Below are 25,900 nucleotides of genomic sequence, written 5' to 3' on the forward strand. Positions count from 1 at the left end.
CCGACCCCCGGCCGCCGGGCCCGGTGGGCGCCCCCCCCGGGGTGTGGCCCCCCTTGCCGGACAGTGGGCCCCCGTCCCCCCCGGCCCCCCGGGGTGCCAACCCCGTGAAATGGGTGCCAACTCCCAGCGAATCCACAGATCCACCCGGTACCGTCGAAAACGAATCAGTCATCTCACAAAGGACATTCATATGCTCACCAACGCCATCAACGCTTTCCTCGCACTCTGGGGCAGCGCCTCCGTCGGCAGCAGTGGATACCAGATCCCGCCGGGAACCCTTCCCTTCGGTTCCTGAGACAGGACAACAGAACCCGCTGAGCGCACTTCGCGCTCAGCGGGTTCTCTGTTTCGCCGACCTATATCTACCGGTCCAGAACGTGATCCGCCAATTGATTCTCCTGACCTGCGACCAATGCTTCAGCGTCACCGGCGTCCACGTGCCCGAACCAGGTGCCGCCGGGGTTCGCGATCACCAACGGCCCCAGGTTGCACGGGCTCAGACAACCGGTTCCGGTCACCTTTGCCGAAGTGCCTTTGGCCGCCGCACTCATGGCCCGGTGAAGCGGTCCTGCTCCGTACGCCATACAGCGAGGGCCCTTGCACACCAACAGATGCCTATCGTGCTGCTCGATCACGGACCACGCCGGACTGCGATACGACGCCGGACTCGCGGTGATCGGCTTTCCCGCCGAGTCGAGTTCGTCGATCAACTGCGCGGCCACCGCACCTTCGAGCGTTTCCGATTCGTGGAGCGTCACTTCCAGTTCGGCGTCGATTCGGGTTTCGCGCCAGTTCGCAACCGCCTTGCTTGTCCACGTGAGCAGGTACCGATCCCTCGGCACCGCAACTGGAATCAACACGACCTTGTCGACGTCATCGACATGGGCTCGATCGAGTTCCTCGTGAAGGCTCGGCGAGGAGACATCGAGGTACGCAACGCGAACGTCGGCGTCGGTGCCGGCCCGAACAGCGTCGAGCATCCGTCGTGCAGCCGACTCGTCCAGGCCGCTGACAGTCGGCCGTAAGACGACAATCACCCGACGCGAGCACCGGTTGTTGCTCATGCCGACGGCGCGGTTGTCCAGTCGATGCTGCTCGACGGAGCCAGCCCGAACTCTTCGATCTTCGCGCGCAACTGTTCCGCGCCGTAGATATTGGGGAACCCACTGGTGAACATGGCGAGCGGGAGTACGACGAAACGGTTCTGCTTGACTGCGTCGAGGTCACGCAGGCCTTCTCGGCTCTTGATCGCGTCGATCTTGCCCTGTACTTCGTCGGCACTCTTCTTGTAGTCCATGATCACGATGACGTCGGGTTCGGACTTCGCGACGGTCTCCCAGCTCGCCTTGAACCAGGTGTTGTCGACGTCGGCGAACACATTGGTTCCCCCGGCCGCGTCGATGATTCCGTTGGGGGCTCCGTTGCCTCCACTGGTGTACAGATCTTCCTCACCGCTGTCATAGATCAGCACCTTCGGCTTGTCGGCGGCATCCGGCGCCGACTCCAGACGCGCCAAACGCGAATCCAATTCGGTCTGCGCCTCGGCGGCGGTGTCCTCGGTACCGAACAGCTTTCCATAATTGGTCACGTCCGCACGGAGGGCATCCCACGGCCCCATCGTTCCGAGCGCGGAATCCGCTGCCGCGCTCTGCCGACAACTATCGGAGATCACGTATGAGTCGATGTTGTTGCTCTGCAGCGATTCCGGCGTCACACCGGAGGCTCCCTTGAACAAGCCACTGTAGGAGCCGACCACCAGGTCAGCCTGCTTACCCAGAATCGTCTCCATCGTGATCGTTCCGTCCAGGTGTGGGACATCCGCAATTCCAGGGCCGAACATCGACTCCATGACCGCGTCGTTGTTCGTGTTCAACACGACGGCAGCGAGACGCTCCAAACCGCCGACTCGGAGAATGGTGCCGATATTGGCCGCATTGCTTGTCGCAACGACGTTCTCGATCGGAAGCTGGAAAGTGCTTTCCGTTCCGCAGTTCTCCAATGTCACCGAAGTCTTGTCCGCGGCTTCGTCCACCGGTGCAGTTGCCGAGCAGCCGGCAACTGTCAACAACGCTGTCGCGGCTACAACCGCACCGAACGACCCGCGGGTCTTGACATGTATCAAAGTGCACTCTCCGAAAATGATTGTTGTAGTTGAGAATTTCGTGATTCGAATACGAGGTGTGAACGGCCTGTCGCGGGGTTCACGAGCTCGAAAGTCTCGACGCCGAAGACAGTTGCCACCACCGAGGTGGTGAGTACGTCGGATGGATGTCCGAACGCCCTGGCCACTCCATCCGCGAGCACGAGCACCCGATCGCACACTGCCGCAGCCAAATCGAGGTCGTGCAGTGCCATGATCACCGTCCGGTCCAACGACCGGACCAGATCGAGCAGTTCGAGTTGATGCCGGATGTCGAGATGATTGGTCGGCTCGTCGAGGATGAGCACACCGGCGTCCTGCGCGAGACCTCGGGCGAGAAACACCCGCCGACGCTCACCGCCGGAAAGCGTGTCCATCGAAGAGAACCGGTGCTCGATCATTCCGACCTCGCCCAGAGCACGATCGACGACGGCATTCTCGTGCTTTCCACCGACGCTCCAGGGCTTTGCATGTGGTGTGCGGCCCAGACTCACGTACTCGTGAACCAACAAATCGGCAGGACTCTGCTCTTCCTGCGCCACAAAGGAAATGGCTTTGGCCCTCGACCGCGCGGACATCGCGTGCACGGAGTCGCCGCCGACACGAATGTCACCGCCGGCGATCGGCCCGAGACCGGCGAGAGCACGCAAGAACGTCGACTTGCCCGAGCCGTTCGGACCAACCACGCCGACCACTGCGCCGGCGTCGGCCGCGATGTCGACGCCTTTGACGATGGTTCGACGGTCGATGCGGACAACTACTCCGGACGCGGTCAGCGCCAGGGCTCGGGCGCTCACGAACTGCCACCGAATCGGTAGCGCCGACGGCCGAGAAGCAGGAGAAACAGCGGTGCACCGATCACCCCGGTCACCACGCTCAGCGGGATCTCGGTCGGCCGCAACGAGGTCCGCGCCACGACGTCGACCCACACCAGGAACGACGCGCCGATCAGCGCTGCCGCCGGCAACACCACTCGATGTCTGGCTCCGACAAGCATGCGTGTGACGTGCGGTATGACCAAGCCTACGAAGGCAATCGCGCCGGACACCGCAACCATCGTGCCGACCAACGCTGCCAGCACGCCGAACAGCACGTTTCGCAGGGTTCGGATGGGAATACCGAGCGAAGCCGCGACGTCCGGTCCGGCCGCCAGCGCGTCCAGCCAACCGTGCAGCGCGAACACCGCTGCCGTCAGCAGGAACACAACGATGACCGGCGCCCACAACTTGTCCCAGGATGCCCCGGCCAAACTTCCCAGGAGCCAGAACAATACGGACTGCGCGGCCTGGGAATCATTGGTACGCAGCACCAGAAAACTCGCGATCGCCGACAGGGCGGATGCGGTAACGGTACCGGTCAGAACCAATCGCAGTGGAGTGATACCGCCTTGCAGCGTCGCGATGGTGAAGACGAGAATCGCAGCTCCCAACGCCCCGATCATCGCGCCGAAACTGAGCGCCCACACTCCCGCGCCGGCGAACAGTCCGGTGGTGATGACGGCGGTGGCACCGACACTCGCGCCGGACGACACTCCCAGCAGGTGGGGATCGGCGAGAGCGTTACGGACGAGGGTTTGCACCACCGCGCCGGCGACGGCAAGACCAGCGCCGACGGCCAGACCGAGCAGTACCCGAGGTGCTCTGATCCCCCACACGATCGCAAGTTCGGAACGCGTGACGGGTGGGCCTCCGAAGCGCGAGTGCACCACGTCCACCACAGTGGACACGGGGAGCATCTCGGATCCGAATGCCAACGCGCACACAGCAGAGAGCACGGTGACGACCAGCAGAGCGGGCAGCACGATACCCGGACTGAGCCGTCCTCGAGGCGCACCAGCCTTCGGCGAAGGCAGGTGGGTAGGTGGAGACAGAGCTCCGCCAACAGCATTCATGGTGTGACCGATCCATCCTCGTGGCATGACACAACGTCAACGAGGGTGGTATCTGGCTACGGTCGACGCAGGGACGACCTCACAGTGGCGGGACCGCGCCGGAATTGCACCGACTTCCCATTACCTCGATGATGACGTCAGAACCATAACGGACTGTGGTCACCATTCCGCACACCGGATCAGGATTCCGACGCGATCATCGATCTCGCCTGCCGCACGACGGCTTCCGTTCGCACTCGAAGTTCTTCGGGTGAATCCGATTCCAGCACAACCCGATGCACCTGGCTGTCCACGGCAGTCACAGTCAGCCGCGACGTCAGCAACGCATCCTCCGCACTGAAACCGCGGCTCTGCAAGTACTCCGAAAAACCCAGTACCAGTTGCCGATTCATTCCTTCGACCTGCTCGATGAGCTCACGCGTACGCGGAACCTGATCGTAGAGCAGGTGAAAGAACTCCCGCGGCTTACTGTTCACTTCGACCGCGCACTCCACCAACATCCGGACGGCCTCGTCCAGGGAGAGTTCGCGCTCGACGATGTCGGCAAGGCAGAGCGCAAAACTCTCCCGCGCAGCACTCACGTGACGGTTCGCCAACTCCGAGAGGATCTCGTACTTGTCGCCGAAATACTGGTAGAGCGAGCCCACCGACACCCCTGCTTCGTCAGCGATCCGGTTGGTGGTCGCTGCCATGGCTTCCGAAGCGAAAACGCGAGTAGCTGCCTCCAGGATCGCGTCGTAGGTAGCCCTCGAGCGCTGCTGGGAGGGCCTTTTCCGTCGAGTCGACACGGTCCTCCGATGCGAGTTGTCAGCCGCGACGCCGATACCGAGAATTGTGTAGGTGACCAGCGCCGATTACTCGAAGTTTATGCCCGACCGGTACACCGACCACATGCCGGCGCCGACCACGACGTGGTGGGAGTGGAACGGCAACACCGTCCACGTCGCACGGGCCGTGGTTCCAGACGCGCCGGTTCGTGTTCTCGGCATCCACGGCGCCGGCGGCTACTCGGGCGCGTTGTGGCCGTTCGCCGGGATCGGCGTGAAACTCGGAGCCGAAGTCCTCTTCCCTGACCTTCCGCTGTACGGCGACACCGTCGTAGCCGATCCCGCCGGCGTCCGGTACGAGCAGTGGGTCGATCTCCTCTGCGATCTCGTCCGGGCCGAGAAGGCAGCCGACGATCGGCCGCTGGTGTTGTTGGGAGCCAGCATCGGCGGTCTGCTGGCCTACGAGGTGGCCGCGCGGACCGGTCTGGCCGACGCCGTCGTCGCCACCTGTCTGCTCGATCCCTCGAATCCGTCGGCCAGAGCTGCCGCGGCGCGGTTCGGCCCGATGGGTGTCTACGGCGCTCCCCTGATGCGCCGCACCGAACGACTGGTGGGCCGTATCCGCGTGCCCATCCGTTGGGTCGCCGACGTCGCGAACATGAGCAGCAACCGTGAACTCGCGACGCTGTGCGCAACCGATCCGCGCGGTGGCGGTGTTCGGGTGCCACTCGGATTCCTCAGCAGCTACTTCTCGTTCGAGCACACCGCACCCGAAGCATTTCGGACGACGCCCGTTCTGCTCACCCACCCGGCCGACGACCGATGGACGCCACCCGAACTGAGCCTGCAGTTCCTCCGCCGCATCAACGCACCCACCGAATTCGTGATGCTGGACGGGTGCGGGCACTTTCCCGTCGAAGAGCCGGGCCTGACGCAGTTCCACGACGCCGTCGACACACTGCTGCGCTCCGTCGCCGAGCGTCACCGCACGAAACCGTCGCCACCCGCCTAGCCTGAGAATCGTGAGCACCGAAACGGAAGCATCGGCCGACGAGAGCACCACGACGGTCGTACTGGCGTTTGCGGCGAACGCGCTGATCGCCGGTGCCAAGACGGCGGCCGCCATCGTCACCGGATCTGCATCGATGGTCGCAGAGGCCACCCACTCCTGGGCCGATACCGGCAACGAAGTGCTGTTGCTGATCGCGAACCGCCGCTCGAAAAGGGTTCCCGACCGAGACCAGCCACTCGGGTACGGCCGGGAGGCATACATCTGGTCGATGTTCGCCGCCCTCGGACTGTTTGCACTCGGCGCGGGTGTCTCGATCACCCACGGCATCCAGGAACTGTTCCATTCCGAACCGGCCTCCGACTTCGGTGTCGCCTACGCCGTCCTCGGCGTCTCGTTCATCCTCGAAGGCATCTCGTTCCGGCAGGCGTACAAACAACTCCGAAACGAAGCGTCCGCCGTGAACCGCGACGTCATGACCCAGGCACTCAACACATCCGACCCGACGACTCGGGCCGTGTTCGCCGAAGATGCTGCGGCACTTATCGGTTTGGTCATCGCGTTCGTCGGTGTTCTGTTGCACCAGGTCACCGGTTCACCCATCCCCGACGCCCTCGGCTCCATCTTCGTCGGCATTCTCCTCGGGGTCATCGCAATCATCCTGATAGATCGGAACCGCCGCTTCCTGGTCGGCGAAGAGGCCTCGCCGACGCTGCGGGCAGCAGCCGTCGAAGCTCTCACCCAACTGCCCGAGATCAACCGAATCACGTTCCTGCGTATGGAATACCTCGGGCCGCGACAGGTCTACCTGGTGGCCAGCGTCGACCTGGTCGGTGACTACGCGGAATCCCGAGTGGCCCACACGTTGCGCGAACTCGAGCGCTCACTCGAGCAGAGTCCACGCGTCGTGCGGGCGATCCTGACCCTCTCGACGCCCGAAGAACCGTCGATCGCAGTCTGAACTTCCGGCCGGGCGATAGGCTCGTTCGATGCGCGCACTGATCGTGATTCTGGCGGTTCTGGGATTTGTCGTCGGGGGAATTCCCCTGGTGGGCAGTCTGATCGACGTGATGACCAGTCAAGACAAGACCATCGTCTATCAGGGTTCCTACGTACCACTGCGCGGCGTCCAGATGGCTCGGGACTACGAGTCGTCGATGAACATCGCTTTCGACGCCCGATCGGACGGACCGCGCTGGCTCGTCCTGGCCTGCTATCCCCTGATCGGAGCGGCACTGGGCGCTGCGACGGCCGTCGTACTGGGACGTCGCGGGTGGCACCTGACACGCGCCTGAGCCGACGCCGATGGCCACCCGTCGTCTACACGAGGGGTGGCCATCCGAGGAATACGTTCAGATGTACATCGCAGGGTCGATGTAACTGTTCGGGTCCACCAGTTTTTCCTTGGTGGTCCGTGGCCGCGCCACCGCCGGGATACCCGTCGCGATGGATTCGGCCGGAACATCTCTGGTGACAACGGCATTGGCGCCGATAGCGCTACCTTCACCGATGACGACAGGTCCGAGGATCTTGGCACCAGCGCCGACGGTGACCCGGTCTCCCAGCGTCGGGTGACGCTTGACCTGCTCGAGTGAGCGACCACCGAGAGTGACGCCGTGATAGAGCATCACGTCGTTACCGACCTCGGCCGTCTCCCCGATCACGACGCCCATGCCGTGGTCGATGAAGAACCGTCGACCGATGGTGGCACCGGGATGAATCTCGATGCCGGTGACGAAGCGTGTCAGCTGCGAGAGCACTCGCGCCGGGCCGCGTAGCGCGGGGACGGCCCACATGCGATGCGCAACCCGATGCGCCCAAATGGCATGCAGCCCTGAATAAACGAGCGCGTTCTCCACATTGCTGCGCGCGGCAGGATCCTGACCGCGCGCAGCCTGCAGGTCCTCGCGAATTGTCCCGAGGATACTCACAAGTCTCAGTCCCGGATGTGTTCGAACAGCGGGGTGGAGATGTAACGCTCGCCGAAGTCGCACACGACAGCCACGATCAGCTTGCCGGCGTTTTCCGGACGCTTCGCCAACTCGAGTGCTGCCCAGACGATGGCGCCGGACGAGATGCCGCCCAGGATGCCTTCCTTGGTGCCGAGTGCGCGAGCGACCTCGATGGAATCGGGGAACGAGACGTCGATGATCTCGTCGTAGATCTCGCGATCGAGGACGTCGGGCACGAAGTTCGCGCCGATTCCCTGGATCTTGTGGGGGCCGGGCTGGCCACCGTTGAGGATCGGCGAGTCGATGGGCTCGACGCCCACGATCTTGACCTCGGGCTTGTACTTGCGAAGGGTGCGTCCGACGCCGGTGATGGTGCCGCCGGTGCCGATGCCGGACACGAAGATGTCGACGGCGCCGTCGGTGTCGGCCCAGACCTCTTCGCCCGTCGTGGCCTCGTGGATGGCCGGGTTGGCCGGGTTCGCGAACTGGCTGGCCGAGACGGCGTTCTCGGTCTGCTCGACGATTTCCTTGGCCTTGGCGACCGCACCGGCCATGCCCTCGGATCCCGGGGTCAGCACGATCTCGGCGCCGTAAGCGCGCAGCATCACGCGACGCTCGGTGGACATGGTCTCCGGCATGGTCAGGATGACCTTGTAGCCACGAGCAGCACCGACCATGGCGAGTGCGATACCCGTGTTACCGCTGGTTCCCTCGACGATCGTGCCACCGGGCTTGAGTGCTCCGGACTTCTCGGCGGCGTCGATGATCGCCACGCCGATCCGGTCCTTGACGCTGTTGGCCGGGTTGTAGAACTCGAGCTTGACGGCGACCTGTGCGTCCAGGCCCTCGGTCAGACGGTTGAGCCGCACGATCGGGGTGCGCCCGACCAATTCGGTCACGTTGTTGTAGATCCCGCTCATATCTGGTCCTCCTGAGGATCGAGTGTGTCGACCCGCTCGATTCGCTGATCACTGCTTTACGGCTGAACTGCATAACGGCTACAGGCAAGGGCATACAGACGACCGATGCCGCATCGGTTCATCAAATTGAACCAATGCGGCATCAGGCCACTACATACGGGGGCGGTTTATCAGGCCAACCGCTGCTTCAGAGCTTCGAACTCGTCGCGAATGCCGGTCGGCAGCTTCTCGCCGACGAAGTCGAACCACTCTTCGATGAGCGGGATCTCGGCCTTCCACTCGTCGATGTTGACCGCGAGGGCCTCGGTGATGTCTGCGTCCGACACGTCCAGGCCTTCGATGTCGAGTGCCGATCCGGTGGGAACGACGCCGATCGGGGTGTCGATGCCGGCAGCCTTGTGCTCGATGCGCTCGACGATCCACTTCAGGACGCGAGAGTTCTCGCCGAAGCCTGGCCACAGGAAGCGTCCGTCGTCGCCGCGGCGGAACCAGTTGACGTAGAAGACCTTGGGGAGCTTGGACGCGTCCGCGGACTTGCCGAGGTCGATCCAGTGCTGGAAGTAGTCACCGACGTTGTAGCCGAGGAACGGCAGCATTGCCATCGGATCGCGGCGAACCGTACCGACCTGGCCTTCGGCTGCTGCGGTCTGCTCGGAGCCGACCGTTGCACCCATGAAGACGCCGTGCTGCCAGTCGCGAGCCTCGGTGACCAGCGGAACCGTCGTCTTGCGGCGTCCGCCGAACAGGATTGCCGAGATCGGCACGCCCTTCGGGTCGTCCCACTCGGGAGCCATGATCGGGCACTGCGACATCGGGGTGCAGTAACGCGAGTTGGGATGAGCCGCATGGGTGCCCGACTCGGGCGTCCACTCGTTGCCCTTCCAGTCGATCAGGTGCTGCGGGTCGCCTTCGAGGCCTTCCCACCAGACGTCACCGTCGTCAGTCAGAGCGACGTTGGTGAAGACCGTGTTGCCCTGGTCGATGGTGCGCATGGCGTTGGGGTTCGAGGACCAGTTGGTGCCGGGAGCCACGCCGAAGAAACCGAATTCCGGGTTGACGGCGTACAGCTGTCCGTCCTCACCGAAACGCATCCAGGCGATATCGTCACCGAGGGTCTCGGCGCGCCACCCGGGGATGGTCGGCTGGATCATCGCGAGGTTGGTCTTGCCACAAGCGGAGGGGAATGCCGCCGCGATGTAGTAGGCCTTGTCCTCGGGCGAGATGAGCTTGAGGATGAGCATGTGCTCGGCCAGCCAGCCCTCGTCGTGCGCCATTGCCGAGGCGATACGCAGCGAGTAGCACTTCTTGCCCAGGAGGGCGTTTCCGCCGTAGCCGGAACCGAAGCTCCAGATCTCACGATCCTCGGGGAAGTGGGTGATGTACTTGGTGTCGTTGCACGGCCACGCGACATCTTCCTGGCCTTCGGCCAGCGGAGCGCCCAGCGAGTGCAGCGCCTTGACGAAGAATCCGTCGGTGCCGAGCTTGTCGAGAACCTTGCTGCCCATGCGGGTCATGACGCGCATGGAGACGACGACGTACTCGGAATCGGTGAGCTCGACGCCCAGCTTCGGGTCCTCGGCGTCGAGGGGGCCCATGCAGAACGGCACGACGTACATGGTGCGTCCACGCATGCAACCGCGGTACAGGTCACCCATGAGGGTGCGCATCTCCGCCGGGTCCATCCAGTTGTTGGTGGGACCTGCGTCGATTTCTTCCTTCGAGCAGATGTACGTACGCGATTCGACTCGCGCGACATCGGACGGATCGGAGTTGCCGAGGAAAGAGTTCGGCTTCTTCTCGTCGTTGAGGCGGGTGAAGGTTCCTGCCTCGACCAACTTCGTTGTCAGTCGGTCCCATTCTTCGTCCGAGCCGTCTGCGAAGACGACGCGATCAGGCTGGGTGAGTTCGGCAACCTCTTGCACCCATGCAAGCAGTTCCTTGTGCTGCGTGGGGGGCGTGCCGTCAGTTCCATTGAGACCGGGAATGGTCGCTGAGGTCATCAAACTCTCCTGGGGTGAGCCGGAACCGGGTTCTCGTGACACCGGATGCGAACTGCAGCGCCCCGATACCAGTCGATCCCGGTGTCCCCCTCTCGACGGGGTCCAGCCGCGTCATCCACTCACGTGGATTTCACGGACGCCGGGTGTCCTATGTATTGAGGTTAACGCTGGCTGTTCACCTGCAGGTAATCGGGTGCGGTCAGAAATGTCACAGAAACGATTCAGTTGGTGTGTTCAGGTGCCTACCCGGCGCTCAGAGCACATAAACGGAAGCTTTTCAGAGCGCTCCGGCATCGATTTTCTGCCACACGAGGGCGCCTTCGTCGTCTCGACTGCATTCCCAGGCCGAGTAGTCGCCGTCCGACTCGATCATCGTGAGGCGATCGGCGCTACCGTCGCGATCGAAATCGGACACGATCACGACGGCGTCGTCGGAGTGGACGACACGGCTGTCGACCGTTCCGTCACCGTCCAAGTCGAAGGCGTCGAAGTTCAGGTCGCCGGCATCGACCGGTCCCGACGCGGACCCGAAGGTCTCGGGCTCGATACGCCCAGGATCGAGCGCTTCGGCTTCGTGCCCGTCGATGTGTCCGGCCGTGATCAGAAATGCGTCCATTACTCCCCCTACTGGATGGTGACCTACCGCTTCGGCAACCCCTACCGAAACCGTCCGCTCAGTATTACCAGACCCCGACGATCAGCCGTGGCCGAAATTGCGGCACTGTGGAGAACTCTGCACTCGCGGAATGATCAGTAGGCGGCGTCCAAAACGGCGAGGTCGCGCTCGCACGACGCGAGCTGACCCGATCTGGCCGCGGCGAGCTCACGAAGTTCACCGTCGATCTCCACGATTCGGGCCTGCGCCGACGCCACCTGCTCGCGGCTCTCCGCCATGATCGCCGCTCCCAGATCCGCCTCGGCCTCGAGCAGCACGCTCTGCACTCGCTGCTCCCACTGAGCGCGAACCGCCGACATCGATTCGACGATCCACGACCTGGAGTGGGCACGATCGGCCGTCAGCCCGCGAGTTCGCGCCAACCACCACGCCGCGGCGCCACCCAGAATCAACGTCACGGGGATACTTGCGAACTCCAAGGCCGGAATCATTTCCAGCGGAGTCACTGCGATACGGCCGAGGCCGAGACCCGCGGACGCGCCGACAAGAATTGTCACCCGGTCCTCGTTTCCGCGCTGACGGCCCGGCAGGCCCTCCGGAATCTGCGGGGAAGGCATGTATCCGTTCGTCCCCGCCACTTCCACCGCTGCCGCCATCGCGGCGTCGAACACCCGGGTGTGATGGTCGACCTCGTGCTGCAGTCGCGTCGGCACGCTGCCCAATTCGGCTCGCGAGGCCGCATCGACCCAGGCACGTGCCCCGGCGACCGTCGCCCGGGTTGCCTCGGCGATTTGTTGTGACAGATCTCCGCGCGCTCGTTGCAGTCGGCTTCGCACCTGCACCAGGCGTTCGCCTCGTCGGCCGTCACGATCTGTGAGCAGCTGCGATCGCTCGGCCCGCAATTCGGCACCAGGAACACTGTCACGTAGATTCCGGATCTCCATCTCGATCATCCGGCGCGTCTGTGCGATGACTCCGGAATCCGAACCACCTGCTTCACTCTCCCGTGCCGCCCGGCTCACGACCGCAACGAGTGACTGCTCCTGACCAGGCGCAATCGGGACCACCGGAGCCTGAGCAAAAGCGGTGCAGTGCGAAGCGAGAATCTCGGCATCACGCCGGCGCACCGCCTGCCAGTCTCGATAGACGTCGACGCGGGTCAGCGCCACCACCACCGGGGTTCCGCTCGCCGCAGCGTCGCCGAGGAGAAGGAGATCCTCGCGTCCGATCACACTGGCGGCGTCGACGACCAGAAGTACGACGTCGGCGTCCACCTCGCGTGTCACTGTCGAACAATCTTCCGAAGCATCGAACATCTGCGCGACGTCTTCCCCTCCACACCTTGGTGGGCCGACAACGTAAATTCTAGTGCCACTGGATGTTTCGGCGGCGACCCGGCGACCCGGATCGGATGCCGGATTCCATCGCTGCACCACGCGCAGCACCGAATCCGGAAGTACCGAAACGCTATTCATCGGTCACCGCCGGGGCAGAGCGATCGCCTCCGAGCTGCGCCCACCGACGCACATACCCGCGTCGAATCAGTGAGACCCGTTGTTGCGGACACTGTTCCGACTCGTTTACGAGCTCGCTCCACCACCGGCTGCACGTGCCCGCGTCGTCAGCAGTCCGAGGATCGGGAGGTTCGCCTTGACGCAGGGCTCGAATTTCGGGGCTCATCATCGCCGCCGCGGCGCCGAACAACACCGCGGAGTCCGAACTCAGATACAACTCGATCTCGTCCCTGCCCGCAATGCTGCGCGAGGCAGATCGCCTCAGCGCCGGGCCGATCTGCTCGACCCGGCCCCACCACTGCGCCTCCAGAACAGGTCCGAGAGCCGCGAACAACTCTTCGACGCCGCGCCCGGTCAGTGTCTCCACCGGAACCGTGGGCACGCCGACGTTCTCGGAGATTTCCGCGGCCCGTCCCAGCGCCTCGTCCCAGCGCGGACCGAACAAGTCAGCCTTGTTCGCAGCGACGACCACACGATCGGAAACTCGAGCAATGGCTCGGCCGTCGACGTCGCGGACCGCGTCGACCACCACGTAGACAACGCAACGACGACCCAGATCGGGGTTCGAAGTTCCAGGGACATCGAATGCCCTCGACTCGGTCACCACAACCGGTGCGCCGACAACTCTGCGCGAGAACCGGTCGTCGCGCCCCAGGATCCGCGCCAACGACGACCGCCCCACCCCGGCTCGCCCGGCGACCACCAATTCGAGCGGCGCTGTCAGCGATCCGAGCACCGAGTGAACCGCCTCGGCGGCTCCCGAATCGATCGATGTCAGCCGATATGCCAGAGCGCGCAACTGATCGATCGGCTCCACGCAGGCGTCGTCGATCGATTCTGCGGGCAACATTCGTGACCAATTACTGCATGCAAATCCTGTGTTCATCCCCACCCCACGTCCCCATCGTGTCGGTGAGATTCTGTCAGGTTCTCGGCAAGGACGGCAGGTGACACCGCCCTTTCGCCGACAGTCCGAAGTCGACGGTTTCAGGACTTTCCGTGGAAAGTCTCAACTCAAACTTCAGACCCGTCTGCGCTAAACGGGGGTCATGCGTGACAATGGGTTCGTGAACGAAGCCGATCAGCATGCACCGCAGACCCCTGACACGGGGCAGACGGACCACACCAAGGGGTCCCGTCTCCATCCGAGAGTGACCAGCTTTCGCTCTCGCCGGGGTGCGCTGACCGACGCACAGCAGCAGGCTTGGGACCGTCAGTGGCCGCTCATCGGCGCCGACGTCTCGGACACACCGCTCGACGCGAACGCCTGGTTCGGACGTGAAGCACCCCTGATCATCGAGATCGGTTCGGGTACCGGCACCGCGACGGCCGCAATGGCCAAGGCGGAACCGCACGTGAACCTGATCGCGATCGAGGTGTACCGCCCAGGGCTGGCGCAGCTTCTCCAGCAGGTCGAACGTGAAGAGATTCCCAACGTCCGCGTACTGCGCGGTGACGCGATGGACGTACTCGAGAACATGGTCGCCCCCGAGTCCCTGACGGGCGTCCGGGTGTTCTTCCCGGATCCGTGGCCCAAGGCCCGCCATCACAAGCGTCGCCTCCTGCAGGGGCCGACGTTCGCGCTGATCGCCAACCGTCTCAAGCCTGGCGGAGTGCTGCACGTGGCAACCGATCACGCCGAGTACGCCGAATGGATCGAAGAAGCCGGCAATGCCGAGCCGCTGCTGACCGCACTCGACTGGGAGTCTCCGATGACCCACGAGCGTCCGGTCACCAAGTTCGAGGACAAAGCCCATAAGGTCGGAAGTGCAATCACCGAGCTTATATGGGGGAAGATCAGAGCATGAGCGTCAGCGAACAGCTATCCGACGACGTGACGTCGTCGGAATCTCCTCTCGACTTCGGTCGTGACTCCCGCCACCCCAAGCGGGTGCTTCTGGTCTGGGACGCCCCTAACCTCGACATGGGCCTCGGCGCTATCCTCGGTGGCCGGCCTACCGCCGCCTACCGGCCACGATTCGACGCTTTGGGTCGTTGGCTGCTCTCTCGCACCGCCGAACTGTCCGCACAGAACAGCGGCACGCTCGAGCCTGAAGCGACCGTCTTCACCAACATCGCGTCCGGCAGCGCCGACGTCGTTCGTCCTTGGGTCGAAGCCTTGCGTAACGTGGGTTTCGCGGTGTTCGCCAAGCCGAAGGTCGATGAAGACAGCGATGTCGATTCGGACATGCTCGAGCACATCGCGCTCCGGTACGGCGAGGGCCTCGCCGGAATCATGGTCGCGTCCGCCGACGGCCAAGCGTTCCGCGAACCTCTCGAGGACATCGCAGCAACCGGTATCCCGGTCCAGGTTCTCGGGTTCCGTGAACACGCCAGCTGGGCTGTGTCGTCCGATATCTTGGACTTCGTCGATCTCGAGGACATCCCAGGTGTCTTCCGTGAGCCTCTGCCACGGGTAAGCCTGGACACCCTGCCCGACGAGGGCGCCTGGTTGCAGCCGTTCCGACCGCTTTCTGCCCTGCTCATCGGGCGAAAAAGTGTTGCCGAGTAGGAGTTGATCAGTGTTCGCCAGCTGGGGAAGCATCGTCTATCGAGCCCGCTTCACCGTCATCGCTGTCATGGTGGCGGGGCTCCTCGGGCTCGCTGCGTACGGCCTGAGCCTGCAGGATCATCTCAGCCAGAGCGGCTGGGACGATCCGGGGTCGGAATCGGTAGAGGCTGCCAAACTCGCTGACGGCACGTTCGGACGCAGCACGACGGGTGACGTTCTGGCGCTGTACACGGCGCCGGAGGGCAAGACCGTCGACGACCCCGAGTTCCAAGCGAAGGTCATCGACAATCTGCAGCGACTCGTCGCCGACAACCCCGACCAGATCATGAAGATCAACGGCTCGTACTTCAAGGTCGACAACGGTCTCTCGGTGGCGGCCCTGGCGGACAAGACCAAGCAACACGCGGTCACCAGCATCGCGATCGCCGGAGACAACGACACCGCGGTGTCCAACAACTTCCGCGACGTCGAGTCGCAGTTCTACATCGACGGCGTCGACGTGCAACTCGCCGGCCTGCAACCTGTCGCGAATTCGCTCAACGACACGATGGCCAACGACATCAAGCGCATGGAAATGCTCGCGATTCCTGCTGTCGGTGTCCTACTGTTCTTCGTCTTCGGTGGCGTCGTCGCTGCTGCCCTCCCGTTGATCGTCGGCGGTCTGACCGTCATCGGCGCCAACGGCATCATTCGACTGATCACCAACTTCACCGAGGTCAACGCGTTTGTTGCGCCCGTGGTCTCTCTGGTCGGCCTGGGTCTGGCGATCGACTACGGACTGTTCATCGTCAGCCGTTTCCGAGAAGAGATAGCCGAGGGGTACGACACCCCGACCGCTGTACGCCGAACGGTCATGACGGCAGGTAGAACGGTCATGTTCTCGGCGACCATGGTTGCCGTCAGCCTCGGCGGTCTGCTGTTGTTCCCGCAGGGCTTCCTCAAATCGGTGGCTTACGGCGCCATTGCTGCCGTCATGCTTGCCGCGATCTCGTCCATCACGATTCTTCCCGCGATTCTCGGCATTCTCGGCAAGCGGATCGACGCGCTGACCTTCAAGAAGCTGCGCCAGACCAAGACCAACGAGGAAATCGAGAACGGTTTCTGGGGCAAGCTCACCCGCTGGGTCATGCAGCATCCGCTCAAGGTCGCGGTCCCGATCGTCGCGGCTCTACTGCTGATGATCATTCCGCTGACGGGCATCAAGTTCGGCGGTATCAACGAGACGTACCTGCCCCCGGACAGCCCCACGCGTGTCGCGCAGGCGCAGTTCGACGAACTCTTCCCCGGCAATCGCACCGAGCCCGTTCGACTCGTCATCGAGGGAGCCGACAACACCACTCTCGGTCAGATTTCCAAGACCGCAAATGCTGCGCCAGGTCTGGTCGAGAAGTTCACCCCGGAGGTTGCGACGAAGGACGGTGTCAACGTCCTCAAGGCCGGTCTGACGGAGCGGAACGAAGCACGTCCCACCATCGACTATCTGCGGTCCGCGGACTGGCCCGAGGGCACAACTGTGCTGGTCGGCGGCACTCCGGCCATCGAGCAGGACAGCGTCGACGCATTGCTCGATCGTCTGCCGCTGATGGTCGTATCCGTCATCCTGCTGACGACCTTGCTGATGTTCTTGACGTTCGGCTCGCTCGTCCTGCCCATCAAGGCCGCATTGATGAGCGCGCTCGGACTGGGTTCGACGCTCGGAATCTTGACCTGGATCTTCATCGACGGGCACGGTTCCGGTCTGTTGAACTTCACACCGGGGCCGATCATGTCTCCCGTCCTGGTGTTGATCATCGCGATCGTCTACGGCCTGTCGACCGACTACGAAGTGTTCCTGCTCTCCCGCATGGTCGAAGCGCGAGCGCAGGGCGCGAGTACTACCGAATCCATCCGTATCGGCACGGCACATACCGGCCGGATCATCACCGCTGCCGCACTGATTCTGATCGTGGTCACCGGCGCATTCGGCTTGTCCGATCTGGTGATGATGAAATACATCTCCTACGGCATGATCTCCGCGCTGATCATCGACGCGACTCTCATCCGAATGTTCCTGGTCCCCGCGACCATGAAACTGCTCGGCGACGACTGCTGGTGGGCTCCGGCCTGGATGAAGCGGATCCAGCAGAAGATCGGGCTGGGCGAGCCGATCCTCGACAACGAGCTGGTACTCGCGAACGTCCCGCAGATCGCGCCTGTCGGTGCGATCGCCGGACCGGGTCAGCCGCGCAAGATCGAAGCGGCCTCGCGGGTCATGCCACCGCCTGCCCCGGCTGCACAGCCGGAAAGCGGACCTCGCGTTCCCGATCCTCTCACCGAGCCCATTCCGCTCAGCGAAATGGCGATCAAGGCACCCAACACGGAGGCTCCCGCCGCGGAGAAGCCGGCACCGCGACGTCGTCTCGATATCGGGAGTGCAGCCAGCGCCCCCCAGAACCTGATCGAGGCACCGGTCCCCAATCCCTCGTACCGGCCGCAACCGAATGCCAGCGACAAGCGCAGAAACCCCACGCCCGCTGCGCCGGCCGAGCGTCCCATCGAGAGTTGGTTGTCGGACCTGCGGGCCCGGGAACAGACTCCCCCGGCCTCACGTCCACTGCCGGTGGTCCGGACGCCTTCGCGGACAAACGGTTCGGCGACCAACGGTGCTGCCAGCAGCAGTTCAGGCTCCAACGGCGCGAGCCGGAACGGCTCCGCAAACGGTGCTACCAACAGTTCTGCAACCAACGGCTCTGTTACCAACGGCTCCGCCCCGACCTCGGTGGAGGCGACCCCCCAGTCGCCGCCTCCACCGACCGCTCCGGAGCGTCGTAACGGAGTTTTCACGGATGCGCCTTCGCCTACCAACGAGCCCCGAGTCTCGGACGCCGCCCCTGACGGCGACGACAACGCCACCGGCAGGCACCGGCCTGACGACGCAGGCGCCATCAGCGTGAGCGAGCTCATCGCTCGCCAGAAGCGAAGCTGACTCATGATCCAGAAGCGAAGCTGACCTGCTCCTGCTCCTGCTTGGCGAAGGCTCGTGCATAACGTGTCCCGACCAGCAGGAGCAGCAAGCCGACCACCAGGAAGGCAACGCTACGCACCAGCCCACTGAGTGTGGCCAGGTCGAAGAGGAACAGCTTTGCCACGGCCGCACTGGTGAGAGCAAGCCCGGCTCCGAGCAAGACGCGAGCGTGCTGGCGGTTGTTCAATCCGAGCACCAGCGCTGACGTGGCGGCAAGCATCCAGACGATGGTTGCAACGCTGTGCCCGGCAACGAAACCGGTTGCACTGTCGAAAATTTCGACGCCGGATGAGACGAGCGCGCATGTCACCGCGTAGAGGACACCGAACCCTGCGGCCGCCCATAGAACCGCTGCATTCGAATCGGCAATCAACTTCAGTCGGTGAATCGCCCAGACCAGCATCACCAGTGCACCTATCGCCGTCAGGCTCGAGAGTGCCGTGATCGCACCGAGTTGCATGGATGCGGCGCGAGCGGTCGTCAACGCCTCCGGCGGAACCGTCGTGAGGTATCCGATCGATCCGATTGCCGCAAAGGCGGTTCCGAGTGCGAAGACGAAGCGCGAACCCGCATACAGCGAGACTCCGAGGAAGATCATTCCGACCGTGAGGATCAGCGGTACGACCAGAGATTCAGTCGCCCCGGAGAAGCAGCAGAGCAACAATGCGAGGGCGCCGGTTGCGCCCAGTCCGAATCGCAGTTGCGTCGGCAAAGGCTTGGCCGCCGCTGCAGCCGAAAGAAGTAGTGCCGCAGCAATTCCGTACAGCACTGCGGATTCGGTGCGCCCGAGCACGGCTCCGACGCTCATCAGCGGAAGGGACGAGACGACAAAGGTAGCGGTGGACCACGCCCCTGCAATGCCGTCACGCGAGGGCGAACCCGTCCACTGCATAACCATCGCGCAGCCGGCCCCCACGATTGCAACCACGCCGGCACTGATCACCAATTGCACTGCACTGTTACCGGATTCGCCGAAGATGGACTCCGACGCTATCGCTGCGAGCAGTGCGAGAACCACCGGTACGGTGCGCGCCATGCCCAGGTACTTCCAGTCACGACCGAGCTGGGCGGAGAATGTCGCCGACTGGATCGCGAAGAGGAAACCGATGAGGGTCAAAGATATTCCCGACGTCAACACGGGAGCCAGCAGCGCTGCTCCCAGAACGATCATGAGCGCCAGCGATTCGGAATCCCACTTCACGGCGAGGGCAACGCCGGCGGCGGCGATTCCGAAGGCAATCACCACCGCGAGCGGTGTCGTCACCCAACCGTAGAGAACGGAGGCTGCGACGACATCGAGATACATCCCTGCAAAACCGGTGGCAGCCAGGGCAATTGCCCCCACTTTGCCCCCTGGTCGTCCGTGGACCCGCACCCCGGCAAACACCAAGGCGCCGGAAAGGAGCGCACCGCCGAGCACCCGCAGCGGAGGTCCGAAGAATCCGGCCTGCGCTGCAAGTACCAGCAGCATCACGACGCCGATCAGTGTGACGGCAACACCGGCCGCGGCCAGGAGTCGACTGATGACACCGTCGCGTTGCCACCAGGGCTGGCGAGGTGCGGCAACCGGATACGTCGGCGGCTGCCACGCGGGCACGCTCTGCTGAGAACGCATTGGCGGCATCTGCGGCACCTGTGGCACCGGAGCTGCGGGTGCCGGAACTACCGGCATACGCGGGGTCGCAGTAGCCGAGGCCAGCTGAGTCTGCAGGATCGACAGGTTCTGGCCCATGTGACGCAACTGCCGGCCGATGCTGTCGCACTCGGCCGAGAGGGCGGTCACCAGTCGCGGATCGACGGCGGAAGAGCTCGGTGTGGTCATGGCTTCGAGCTTGCTGCGTGGCCGAACCGATCAGATGAGTAGTACTACTCGATCAGCCTGGGGACTTCTCGTACTCAACTGAGGACGCCTTCGACTGACAGCACCCTCGACTGTCAGCACCCTCGACTGACAGGGCACTAACGCCGAGGTGCCGCGTTCCGCAATCGTTCGGACAGAAGCCGACCCGAAGTGTGAAGCGGAGCGGGATCCTGACGCGCCCGAGCAAGGACCAGCGCGCCCTCGAGTGCGGACAGAGCGAGAATTGCCTCGGACTCGGCGTCTTCGCGGGACCAACCGTCTGCCTCGAGGCGCTGAGACAGCAGTGCGAGCCACGAGTTGTACCCGTCCGCACAAGCACCGCGGATGACCTCGGATTCGGTTGCGGCATCCAGTGTTGCCGTAGCCAGGGCGCATCCACGTTCGTAGTCCGAATCCGACAAACGCGCAGCCAATGCGGCGGCGAATGCCGAGATCGCGGTGGCTGCATCGGGTGAGCTCTCCAGCAGGTGCCGGATGAAATCGGCCATTGCCTCGCCACGTCGTCTCAGAGCCTCGCCTGCGAGTTCTTCCTTGCCTCCGGGAAAGTGAAAGTACAAGGAACCTTTGGTAGTCGCACTAGCCGAGAGAACTTCCGACACCCCCGTTCCGGCGTAGCCCTTCCGCTGCAACAGATCGGCAGCGGCATCGACCAACAAATCCCTCGTAGACATACGTTCAATATACCGATCAGTACACATATCGACAACACTTGAAGTGCATAAATTGTCAAAACCTTGCATCACTAGACCGATTGGTACATGATTCGGGAATCAACAAACCGGAGCGCGGCCAACGACGCTCACGACGACGAAGGACTGAATCGATGTCACCGAATTCCCCGAACAACACCACCACGACCGTCCTCGGACCGGACGAAGACCTCGCCGGGACCCTCGCGGCCACCGGCGTCCGGATGATGGTTCGTAACAAACAAACCGAGGGAGGTTTCTCTCTTGTACAACACCGCATCGCTCCGCATTCGATGACCTCACCGGTCCATCGCCACAGCCGGGAAGACGAGTACACGGTGGTTCAAAGTGGCCGCGTCGCAGCGATGGTCGGAGACGAGGTCGTCTACGCGGAGACCGGCGCCATGATCTTCAAACCGCGTGGCCAGTGGCACGCCGTGTGGAATCCCGACGACGCTCCAGCGCGGATTCTCGAAATCATCACGCCCGGAGGAATGGAAGACCTGTTCGAACTGATGCCGAAACTACTGGCCGAAGCAGGTTCCGCCGCGGAATCGGTTGCAGCGCGGGTAGAAGCAGACTTCGGGATCGAATTCGATCTCGTTGCCACCGCCGAGATCGCACAGACACACGGTGTGGGATTCGGCATCGAAAGTCACTGACCGACTGTCAGCACCTACCGATCGAAGGAAAATTCATGCTTGTACTCACCGGAGCAGAAGACCTCAGCGCCAACCTGAACCAAGAGCTGGGCGTCAGCGACTGGCACGATGTCACCCAGGAGTCCATCGACGAGTTCGCCCGGGTCACCGGCGACGATCAGTGGATTCACGTCGATGTGGATCGCGCGAAGGAGTCACCGTTCGGCGGAACCATCGCGCACGGCAACTACACGCTCTCACTCGGCCCCAAGTTCTCGTACGCAATGTTCTCGCTCGAAGGTTTTGCGTTTGCTCTCAACTGCGGATTCGACAAGGTCAGGTTGCCTGCTCCGCTTCCGGTCGGCTCTCGTGTCCGCATGCGCGCGACGTTGAGCAAAGTCGAACCGATCAACGGCGGTGTCCAGATCACGGTGACGCAGACGTTCGAACGAGAACACGGTGACAAGCCCGTGTGCGTCGCCGAAATGTTGACCCGCGCGTATCACTGAAAGGTCAGGAGCCGAACATCTTTCGAATCGTGGTACCGAAGGGATGCTTCGCGGTGACACTGCCGAATCGCACCTTGCCGTGCACCACCAGATGCAGCGGGCCCATCTGTGGGCCGGACCGAACCTTGTTCGACGCGCTTCCCCCGACTGCCTCGACACCGTTCATGTCCACCGTCGCCTCTTCGGGAACGATCAGTGAAATCGAGCTGGCGTAGTCGTCGATCGAGATGTTCACGACCTGCGTCTGCATCACCGCGCGCGTGAAATCGATAGTCACACTGGACATTCTGGTGTCGACCACGACAGCTGGTGGAACGATCCAGGCACCGTTCCGCGTCACCGTCGCCATTCGTCCACGGATCACGGCAGCATTTGCCGCTCCGTAAGTACCTACAACCGGAGCCCCGACGGGAGCGCGGTAAGGCGGGCTCGGGTGAACCGGCGGCGGTTGGGGTTGGTACGTCGGCGCCGGGTAGGGCTGGCCTTGGTACATCGGCTGACCCGCGTTGGGAAACGCGGGTGGGTCGTAGTCGGAGATCAGTGTGATGCCCGGAAGATCGGCGAGAACCGAGTTGAGCTCACCTCGTGTCTTTGCGGCCAAGGCAGTGTCCATGCGCTCGGTGAACTCACCGAGCGAGAGCATCCCTTGACCGACAGCTTTCTGCAGCAGCTCGCCGACATGCTCTCGTTCGGCATCGGATACGCGTAGATTCCTGGCCTCCATGATTTCCAGGATAAACGTTATTCGAGACCTTGTTCTATCGCGTATCGCGTGAGCTCGACGCGATTGGCCAACTGAAGCTTCCGAAGCGTTGCCTGCACATGGTTTTCGACGGTCCGGTGGCTGAGCGAGAGCCTCGTGGCGATCTGTTTTGCGCTCAGCCCCTTGGCGACAAGACGGAGCACTTCGGTCTCACGGTCGGTGAGCCGAGGCAGCTCGGGTGCGCGATCGTCGGCCGGTGCCGTCGACATCCGGCGGTACTCACCGAGCACCAATCCGGCGAGGCCGGGGGTGAAGACGGCTTGTCCGTCGAAAGTCGCTCGCACGGCCTCGAGCAGTTCCGCCACCGAAGCACTCTTGACCAGGTAACCCGACGCTCCGGCTTTGACCGCGTCGAGGACGTCGTCACGTTCGGCAGAGGCCGAAAGCACCAGTACCTTGCTCTTCGGCGAAACCTCGAGAACTGCGGTGGTGGCGTCGGCACCGTTTCCGTCCGGAAGGTTCATGTCCATCAGAACCACCGCCGGTTGCACGGCGGCGGCCCGGCGGCGCGCACTCTCGACACCCTCCGCCGTGGCGCTCACGGTGAAGCCGGCAGCTTCGAGGTCCCGGGAGACACCGTCGCGCCACATCGGGTGATCGTCGACGACCATCACCGTCACCGGATTCTCGCCATGTTCGTCAGCCACGCTCACTTTTCCCCTTCGGAACGTTGATCTCCCATTCGGTGCCCTCCCCCGGCCCGGTTTGCAGGACTGCAGTGCCGCCGAGCACCTGCACTCGACCGAGGATGGACTTCGATACTCCCATGCGGCCTTCGGCTTCGGCCTGCGCCAAGCGACCCTCGGGGATTCCGACGCCGTCGTCGCGGACGCTGACGATCACCTCGTCCGGCAGATCTTCGAGCAATACGTATGCCTTCGCCGCGGGCCCGGCGTGAAGCCCGACATTGGACAGAGCATTGTCGACGATGGCTGCCAGTTCGATGGCTCGATCACGCTCGATCACGACGGGGTGCGCGGGCGTCGACACCGACACCGACGTGCTTGCCTGCGTGGTCAGCAGCGGACACAGATCCACTGTCTGTCCGCCGACGTCTGCCGCGGCGCCCGAAACCTGCTCGGAGATCAGCATTCTCAAGGCGACCTCCTGCTCACCGGCCAGAGCAGCCAGTTCAGCTGCCTCGCCGCCGAGTGCCGCACCTCGCCTGCGCACCATCGCCAGCACCTGCAGAACGCCGTCGTGTACTTCGCGTGCCAAACGCTCGCGCTCTTCGGTGGCCGCCGCCAGACGGACGGCTTGCTCGAGTTGTCGATGCGAGCGCCGAGCGGTAGTGGTGGCCAAGCCCAACGCCAGGCCGACCGATACGAGCACGGGAGCCGTCGCATCGCGCCAGAGGTCCAGGTTGACCTGGTCGCGGATGATCGCGCTGGCCGCCGAGATGACAACTCCGGACGCCATACCGAGCCACGGCCCGCCGAGAATTGCCGCGGAGATGACCGCGTTGGTGGCCCACAGCGTGGTGGGCAGCGTCTGGTGATTCTGATACCACTCGTGGTCGGAGACCAGCCTCGTCGACGCCATCAGCAAGATGACGACCACCTGATCGGCGATCACCACCTGATACCGCGGCAGCTTCTTCCCGAACAAAGCACCGGATGTCCCGAGCAACAGTGCCGACACCCCGGTCCACACGGCCATCAGAGCGACGAAGAACCAGCTGAGCCGAGAGTTGGTGTAGTCGGAGGCCGAGGCGAACTGGTAGCTGATCGCGTACACCAGCGTGACGAGCCGAAATGCCTGCGCCGCCCGCCACAGCGGGGCATCAGGGTCGGTGTCGACACCCGACGCCTCGCGAACGGTCGGCTGATAGTGCAGCCGACGACGGCGGGTGGGCTCAGTCATCGGGAGGAGTGGGGTTCACGATGCGAGGCTCGGCGCGCGGCTCGTCGGGTTCGGCGGGGAACAGTGGGGTTTCCGGATCTTCGACGTGCAGTTCGGCGTACGCGATGTCCGGGTCGTCGGCGAGGAGGGAACGAATAGCGGTATTCAGGACCGCGACGATCGGGACAGCCAAGAGCCCGCCGACGATTCCAGCGAGAACGATGCCCGTTGTAATTGCGAGAACGACTGCCAGCGGATGCAGGCGAACAGCGCGACCCAACAACAGCGGTTGCATCACGTGCGCTTCGAGCTGCATGACGCCGATGATGATGCCGAGGACAATCAGCGCCGTCAGGAAACCCTTCGTGACCAGAGCGACAAGCACCGCGAGAAAACCGGTCAGAAATGCACCGACGATCGGAATGAACGCGCCGATGAACACCAACGACGCCAGCGGCAGGGCGAGCGGCACCCCGAGGATCGCCAGGCCGGCACCGATACCGATCGCGTCGGCGGCGGCAACCGCGACCGTGGCGCGCACGTAGCCGATCAGCGACCCGAAACCTGCAGAACCGGCGATCCGTACGCGACGACGCGCGTCGGTGGGAACGATCCGGGTGACGAACTGCCAGATCTGATCGCCGCCGTAGAGGAAGAAGATGAGAGTGAACAGCGTCAGCAATGCCCCGGTGAAGATCTCGCCGATGACTGTCGCCGTGGTCAAGGCGCCGCTGGTCAGGGACTCACGATTGGATTGCACCGACTTGACGACCGAATCACCTGCCTGGCGGATCTGATCCTCGCTGAAGTGCAGCGGACCGCTGGTGAGCCAGTTCTGAATTTGCGTGACGCTGGCCGTGAACTGGTCGGTGAGCTGGGGCAACCCGTCGATGAACTGCTCGACGACAAACGTCATGATTCCCGCGACCAGTCCGATCGAGGCAAGCAGAACGACGATGACGGCTGCCGAGCGGGGAACACCCCACACCTGTAGCCGATCGACAATCGGGATCAGCAGAGCTGATGCCAGCAGAGCCAGCCCTACCGGGATGAGCACGGTTTCGAGGCGGAGTACGACGTACCCGAGAACCAACAGTCCGGCGAAGATCACAATGAGGCGCCACGACCATTCCGCAGCGATGCGCACGCCGGGATGCACCGCCCGAGCGTCGGCGGAGATGGGTTTGTTCATCCTCGATGCTCGCTCCGCACGCCCCCTGTTTGCGTTCACATCGCGAGCCTAACCGGCCCGGCCGACACAGGTGAGCGG

Annotated in this window: 25 protein-coding genes and 1 riboswitch; of the genes, 8 read left to right on the plus strand and 17 right to left on the minus strand. The window is 63.5% G+C overall.

Annotation, left to right across the window (positions count from 1 at the left end; translation table 11 throughout):
* Positions 1-362: 362 nt before the first annotated feature.
* The 5 genes from RWT78_RS03350 to RWT78_RS03370 form a co-directional block, all read right to left on the minus strand.
* Entirely contained in the window at positions 363-1,064 is a 702-nt protein-coding gene (locus RWT78_RS03350; protein ID WP_314673912.1) for a (2Fe-2S) ferredoxin domain-containing protein, read from the minus strand.
* Positions 1,061-2,122 carry an ABC transporter substrate-binding protein gene (locus tag RWT78_RS03355; RefSeq protein WP_314673914.1) on the minus strand — a complete coding sequence of 354 codons (1,062 nt, stop codon included), beginning with the start codon at positions 2,120-2,122 and terminating at the stop codon, positions 1,061-1,063. Before RWT78_RS03355 ends, RWT78_RS03350 begins: the two co-directional genes overlap by 4 nt.
* The gene (locus RWT78_RS03360) at positions 2,119-2,937 is read right to left on the minus strand and encodes an ABC transporter ATP-binding protein (protein WP_042920263.1); all 819 of its coding nucleotides are present in this window, start codon (positions 2,935-2,937) and stop codon (positions 2,119-2,121) included. The genes RWT78_RS03355 and RWT78_RS03360 overlap by 4 nt, the downstream gene beginning before the upstream one ends.
* The gene (locus RWT78_RS03365; RefSeq protein ID WP_003945625.1) at positions 2,934-3,941 is read right to left on the minus strand and encodes an iron ABC transporter permease; all 1,008 of its coding nucleotides are present in this window, start codon (positions 3,939-3,941) and stop codon (positions 2,934-2,936) included. The genes RWT78_RS03360 and RWT78_RS03365 overlap by 4 nt, the downstream gene beginning before the upstream one ends.
* Before the next feature lie 115 nt (positions 3,942-4,056).
* A riboswitch (cobalamin riboswitch) is annotated at positions 4,057-4,194 on the minus strand.
* A 16-nt stretch (positions 4,195-4,210) separates the two neighbouring features.
* Positions 4,211-4,819: a TetR/AcrR family transcriptional regulator gene (locus RWT78_RS03370; protein ID WP_083058424.1), complete on the minus strand. Its 609-nt coding sequence runs from the start codon at positions 4,817-4,819 to the stop codon at positions 4,211-4,213.
* A gap of 52 nt (positions 4,820-4,871) precedes the next feature.
* On the opposite strand from RWT78_RS03370, the gene RWT78_RS03375 reads away from it, so the two are divergent.
* From RWT78_RS03375 to RWT78_RS03385, 3 genes are read left to right on the plus strand one after another with little or no spacing between them, the layout of a single operon-like run.
* Positions 4,872-5,810: an alpha/beta hydrolase gene (locus RWT78_RS03375; RefSeq protein WP_003945632.1), complete on the plus strand. Its 939-nt coding sequence runs from the start codon at positions 4,872-4,874 to the stop codon at positions 5,808-5,810.
* Between the two features lie 10 nt (positions 5,811-5,820).
* A complete protein-coding gene (locus RWT78_RS03380; RefSeq protein ID WP_003945700.1) occupies positions 5,821-6,768 on the plus strand; it encodes a cation diffusion facilitator family transporter in 948 nt (315 codons plus the stop codon).
* 28 nt (positions 6,769-6,796) lie between these two features.
* Positions 6,797-7,102, plus strand: a complete 306-nt coding sequence (locus RWT78_RS03385; RefSeq protein ID WP_083058429.1) for a hypothetical protein — start codon at positions 6,797-6,799, stop codon at positions 7,100-7,102.
* A gap of 57 nt (positions 7,103-7,159) precedes the next feature.
* Here the strand turns inward: RWT78_RS03385 and epsC are convergent, their stop codons facing one another.
* The 6 genes from epsC to RWT78_RS03415 all read right to left on the minus strand — a co-directional run bounded on the left by epsC (position 7,160) and on the right by RWT78_RS03415 (position 13,659).
* A complete protein-coding gene (gene epsC, locus RWT78_RS03390; protein WP_003945907.1) occupies positions 7,160-7,738 on the minus strand; it encodes a serine O-acetyltransferase EpsC in 579 nt (192 codons plus the stop codon).
* Between the two features lie 5 nt (positions 7,739-7,743).
* A complete protein-coding gene (cysK, locus tag RWT78_RS03395; protein WP_003945916.1) occupies positions 7,744-8,679 on the minus strand; it encodes a cysteine synthase A in 936 nt (311 codons plus the stop codon).
* Between the two features lie 170 nt (positions 8,680-8,849).
* Positions 8,850-10,679, minus strand: a complete 1,830-nt coding sequence (locus RWT78_RS03400; RefSeq protein ID WP_003945806.1) for a phosphoenolpyruvate carboxykinase (GTP) — start codon at positions 10,677-10,679, stop codon at positions 8,850-8,852.
* Between the two features lie 277 nt (positions 10,680-10,956).
* Positions 10,957-11,295 (minus strand): DUF6802 family protein, encoded by a 339-nt coding sequence (locus tag RWT78_RS03405; RefSeq protein ID WP_314673934.1) that lies wholly within the window; start codon positions 11,293-11,295, stop codon positions 10,957-10,959.
* A gap of 134 nt (positions 11,296-11,429) precedes the next feature.
* Entirely contained in the window at positions 11,430-12,581 is a 1,152-nt protein-coding gene (locus RWT78_RS03410) for a hypothetical protein (RefSeq protein WP_314673936.1), read from the minus strand.
* Positions 12,582-12,762: 181 nt separating this feature from the next.
* The gene (locus RWT78_RS03415) at positions 12,763-13,659 is read right to left on the minus strand and encodes a GTPase domain-containing protein (protein ID WP_162114330.1); all 897 of its coding nucleotides are present in this window, start codon (positions 13,657-13,659) and stop codon (positions 12,763-12,765) included.
* A 199-nt stretch (positions 13,660-13,858) separates the two neighbouring features.
* Between RWT78_RS03415 and trmB the strand changes: the two genes are divergently transcribed.
* Genes trmB through RWT78_RS03430 form a run of 3 tightly spaced genes read left to right on the plus strand, consistent with a single transcriptional unit; the run spans position 13,859 to position 18,286 of the window.
* Complete coding sequence (gene trmB / locus RWT78_RS03420) at positions 13,859-14,617, plus strand: tRNA (guanosine(46)-N7)-methyltransferase TrmB (RefSeq protein WP_037132323.1); 759 nt, start codon at positions 13,859-13,861, stop codon at positions 14,615-14,617.
* The gene (locus RWT78_RS03425) at positions 14,614-15,321 is read left to right on the plus strand and encodes an NYN domain-containing protein (protein ID WP_003945733.1); all 708 of its coding nucleotides are present in this window, start codon (positions 14,614-14,616) and stop codon (positions 15,319-15,321) included. The genes trmB and RWT78_RS03425 overlap by 4 nt, the downstream gene beginning before the upstream one ends.
* A 10-nt stretch (positions 15,322-15,331) precedes the next feature.
* Positions 15,332-18,286, plus strand: a complete 2,955-nt coding sequence (locus RWT78_RS03430; protein WP_314673945.1) for an MMPL family transporter — start codon at positions 15,332-15,334, stop codon at positions 18,284-18,286.
* Position 18,287: 1 nt separating this feature from the next.
* Here the strand turns inward: RWT78_RS03430 and RWT78_RS03435 are convergent, their stop codons facing one another.
* Positions 18,288-20,147, minus strand: coding sequence for a DUF2339 domain-containing protein (locus RWT78_RS03435; RefSeq protein WP_314673947.1), 1,860 nt, complete (start codon positions 20,145-20,147; stop codon positions 18,288-18,290).
* A 137-nt stretch (positions 20,148-20,284) separates the two neighbouring features.
* On the minus strand, positions 20,285-20,857 hold the full coding sequence (locus RWT78_RS03440) for a TetR family transcriptional regulator (protein WP_314673948.1): 573 nt from the start codon (positions 20,855-20,857) through the stop codon (positions 20,285-20,287).
* Positions 20,858-21,009: 152 nt separating this feature from the next.
* On the opposite strand from RWT78_RS03440, the gene RWT78_RS03445 reads away from it, so the two are divergent.
* Both RWT78_RS03445 and RWT78_RS03450 read left to right on the plus strand, forming a co-directional pair.
* Positions 21,010-21,537 (plus strand): cupin domain-containing protein, encoded by a 528-nt coding sequence (locus RWT78_RS03445; RefSeq protein ID WP_007734488.1) that lies wholly within the window; start codon positions 21,010-21,012, stop codon positions 21,535-21,537.
* 35 nt (positions 21,538-21,572) lie between these two features.
* The gene (locus RWT78_RS03450) at positions 21,573-22,025 is read left to right on the plus strand and encodes a MaoC family dehydratase (RefSeq protein ID WP_003945664.1); all 453 of its coding nucleotides are present in this window, start codon (positions 21,573-21,575) and stop codon (positions 22,023-22,025) included.
* Positions 22,026-22,029: 4 nt separating this feature from the next.
* Here RWT78_RS03450 and RWT78_RS03455 read toward each other — a convergent pair whose 3' ends face one another.
* Genes RWT78_RS03455 through RWT78_RS03470 form a run of 4 tightly spaced genes read right to left on the minus strand, consistent with a single transcriptional unit; the run spans position 22,030 to position 25,822 of the window.
* The gene (locus tag RWT78_RS03455) at positions 22,030-22,749 is read right to left on the minus strand and encodes a DUF1707 domain-containing protein (protein ID WP_314673953.1); all 720 of its coding nucleotides are present in this window, start codon (positions 22,747-22,749) and stop codon (positions 22,030-22,032) included.
* 17 nt (positions 22,750-22,766) lie between these two features.
* Positions 22,767-23,399, minus strand: a complete 633-nt coding sequence (locus tag RWT78_RS03460) for a response regulator transcription factor (RefSeq protein WP_047269712.1) — start codon at positions 23,397-23,399, stop codon at positions 22,767-22,769.
* 28 nt (positions 23,400-23,427) lie between these two features.
* Positions 23,428-24,651 carry a MacS family sensor histidine kinase gene (gene macS, locus RWT78_RS03465; protein ID WP_003945490.1) on the minus strand — a complete coding sequence of 408 codons (1,224 nt, stop codon included), beginning with the start codon at positions 24,649-24,651 and terminating at the stop codon, positions 23,428-23,430.
* On the minus strand, positions 24,644-25,822 hold the full coding sequence (locus tag RWT78_RS03470; protein WP_007734480.1) for an AI-2E family transporter: 1,179 nt from the start codon (positions 25,820-25,822) through the stop codon (positions 24,644-24,646). The genes macS and RWT78_RS03470 overlap by 8 nt, the downstream gene beginning before the upstream one ends.
* Between the last annotated feature and the right edge of the window lie 78 nt (positions 25,823-25,900).

Source organism: uncultured Rhodococcus sp., assembly GCF_963525155.1.
GTDB classification, from domain to species: Bacteria; Actinomycetota; Actinomycetes; order Mycobacteriales; family Mycobacteriaceae; genus Rhodococcus_F; species Rhodococcus_F qingshengii.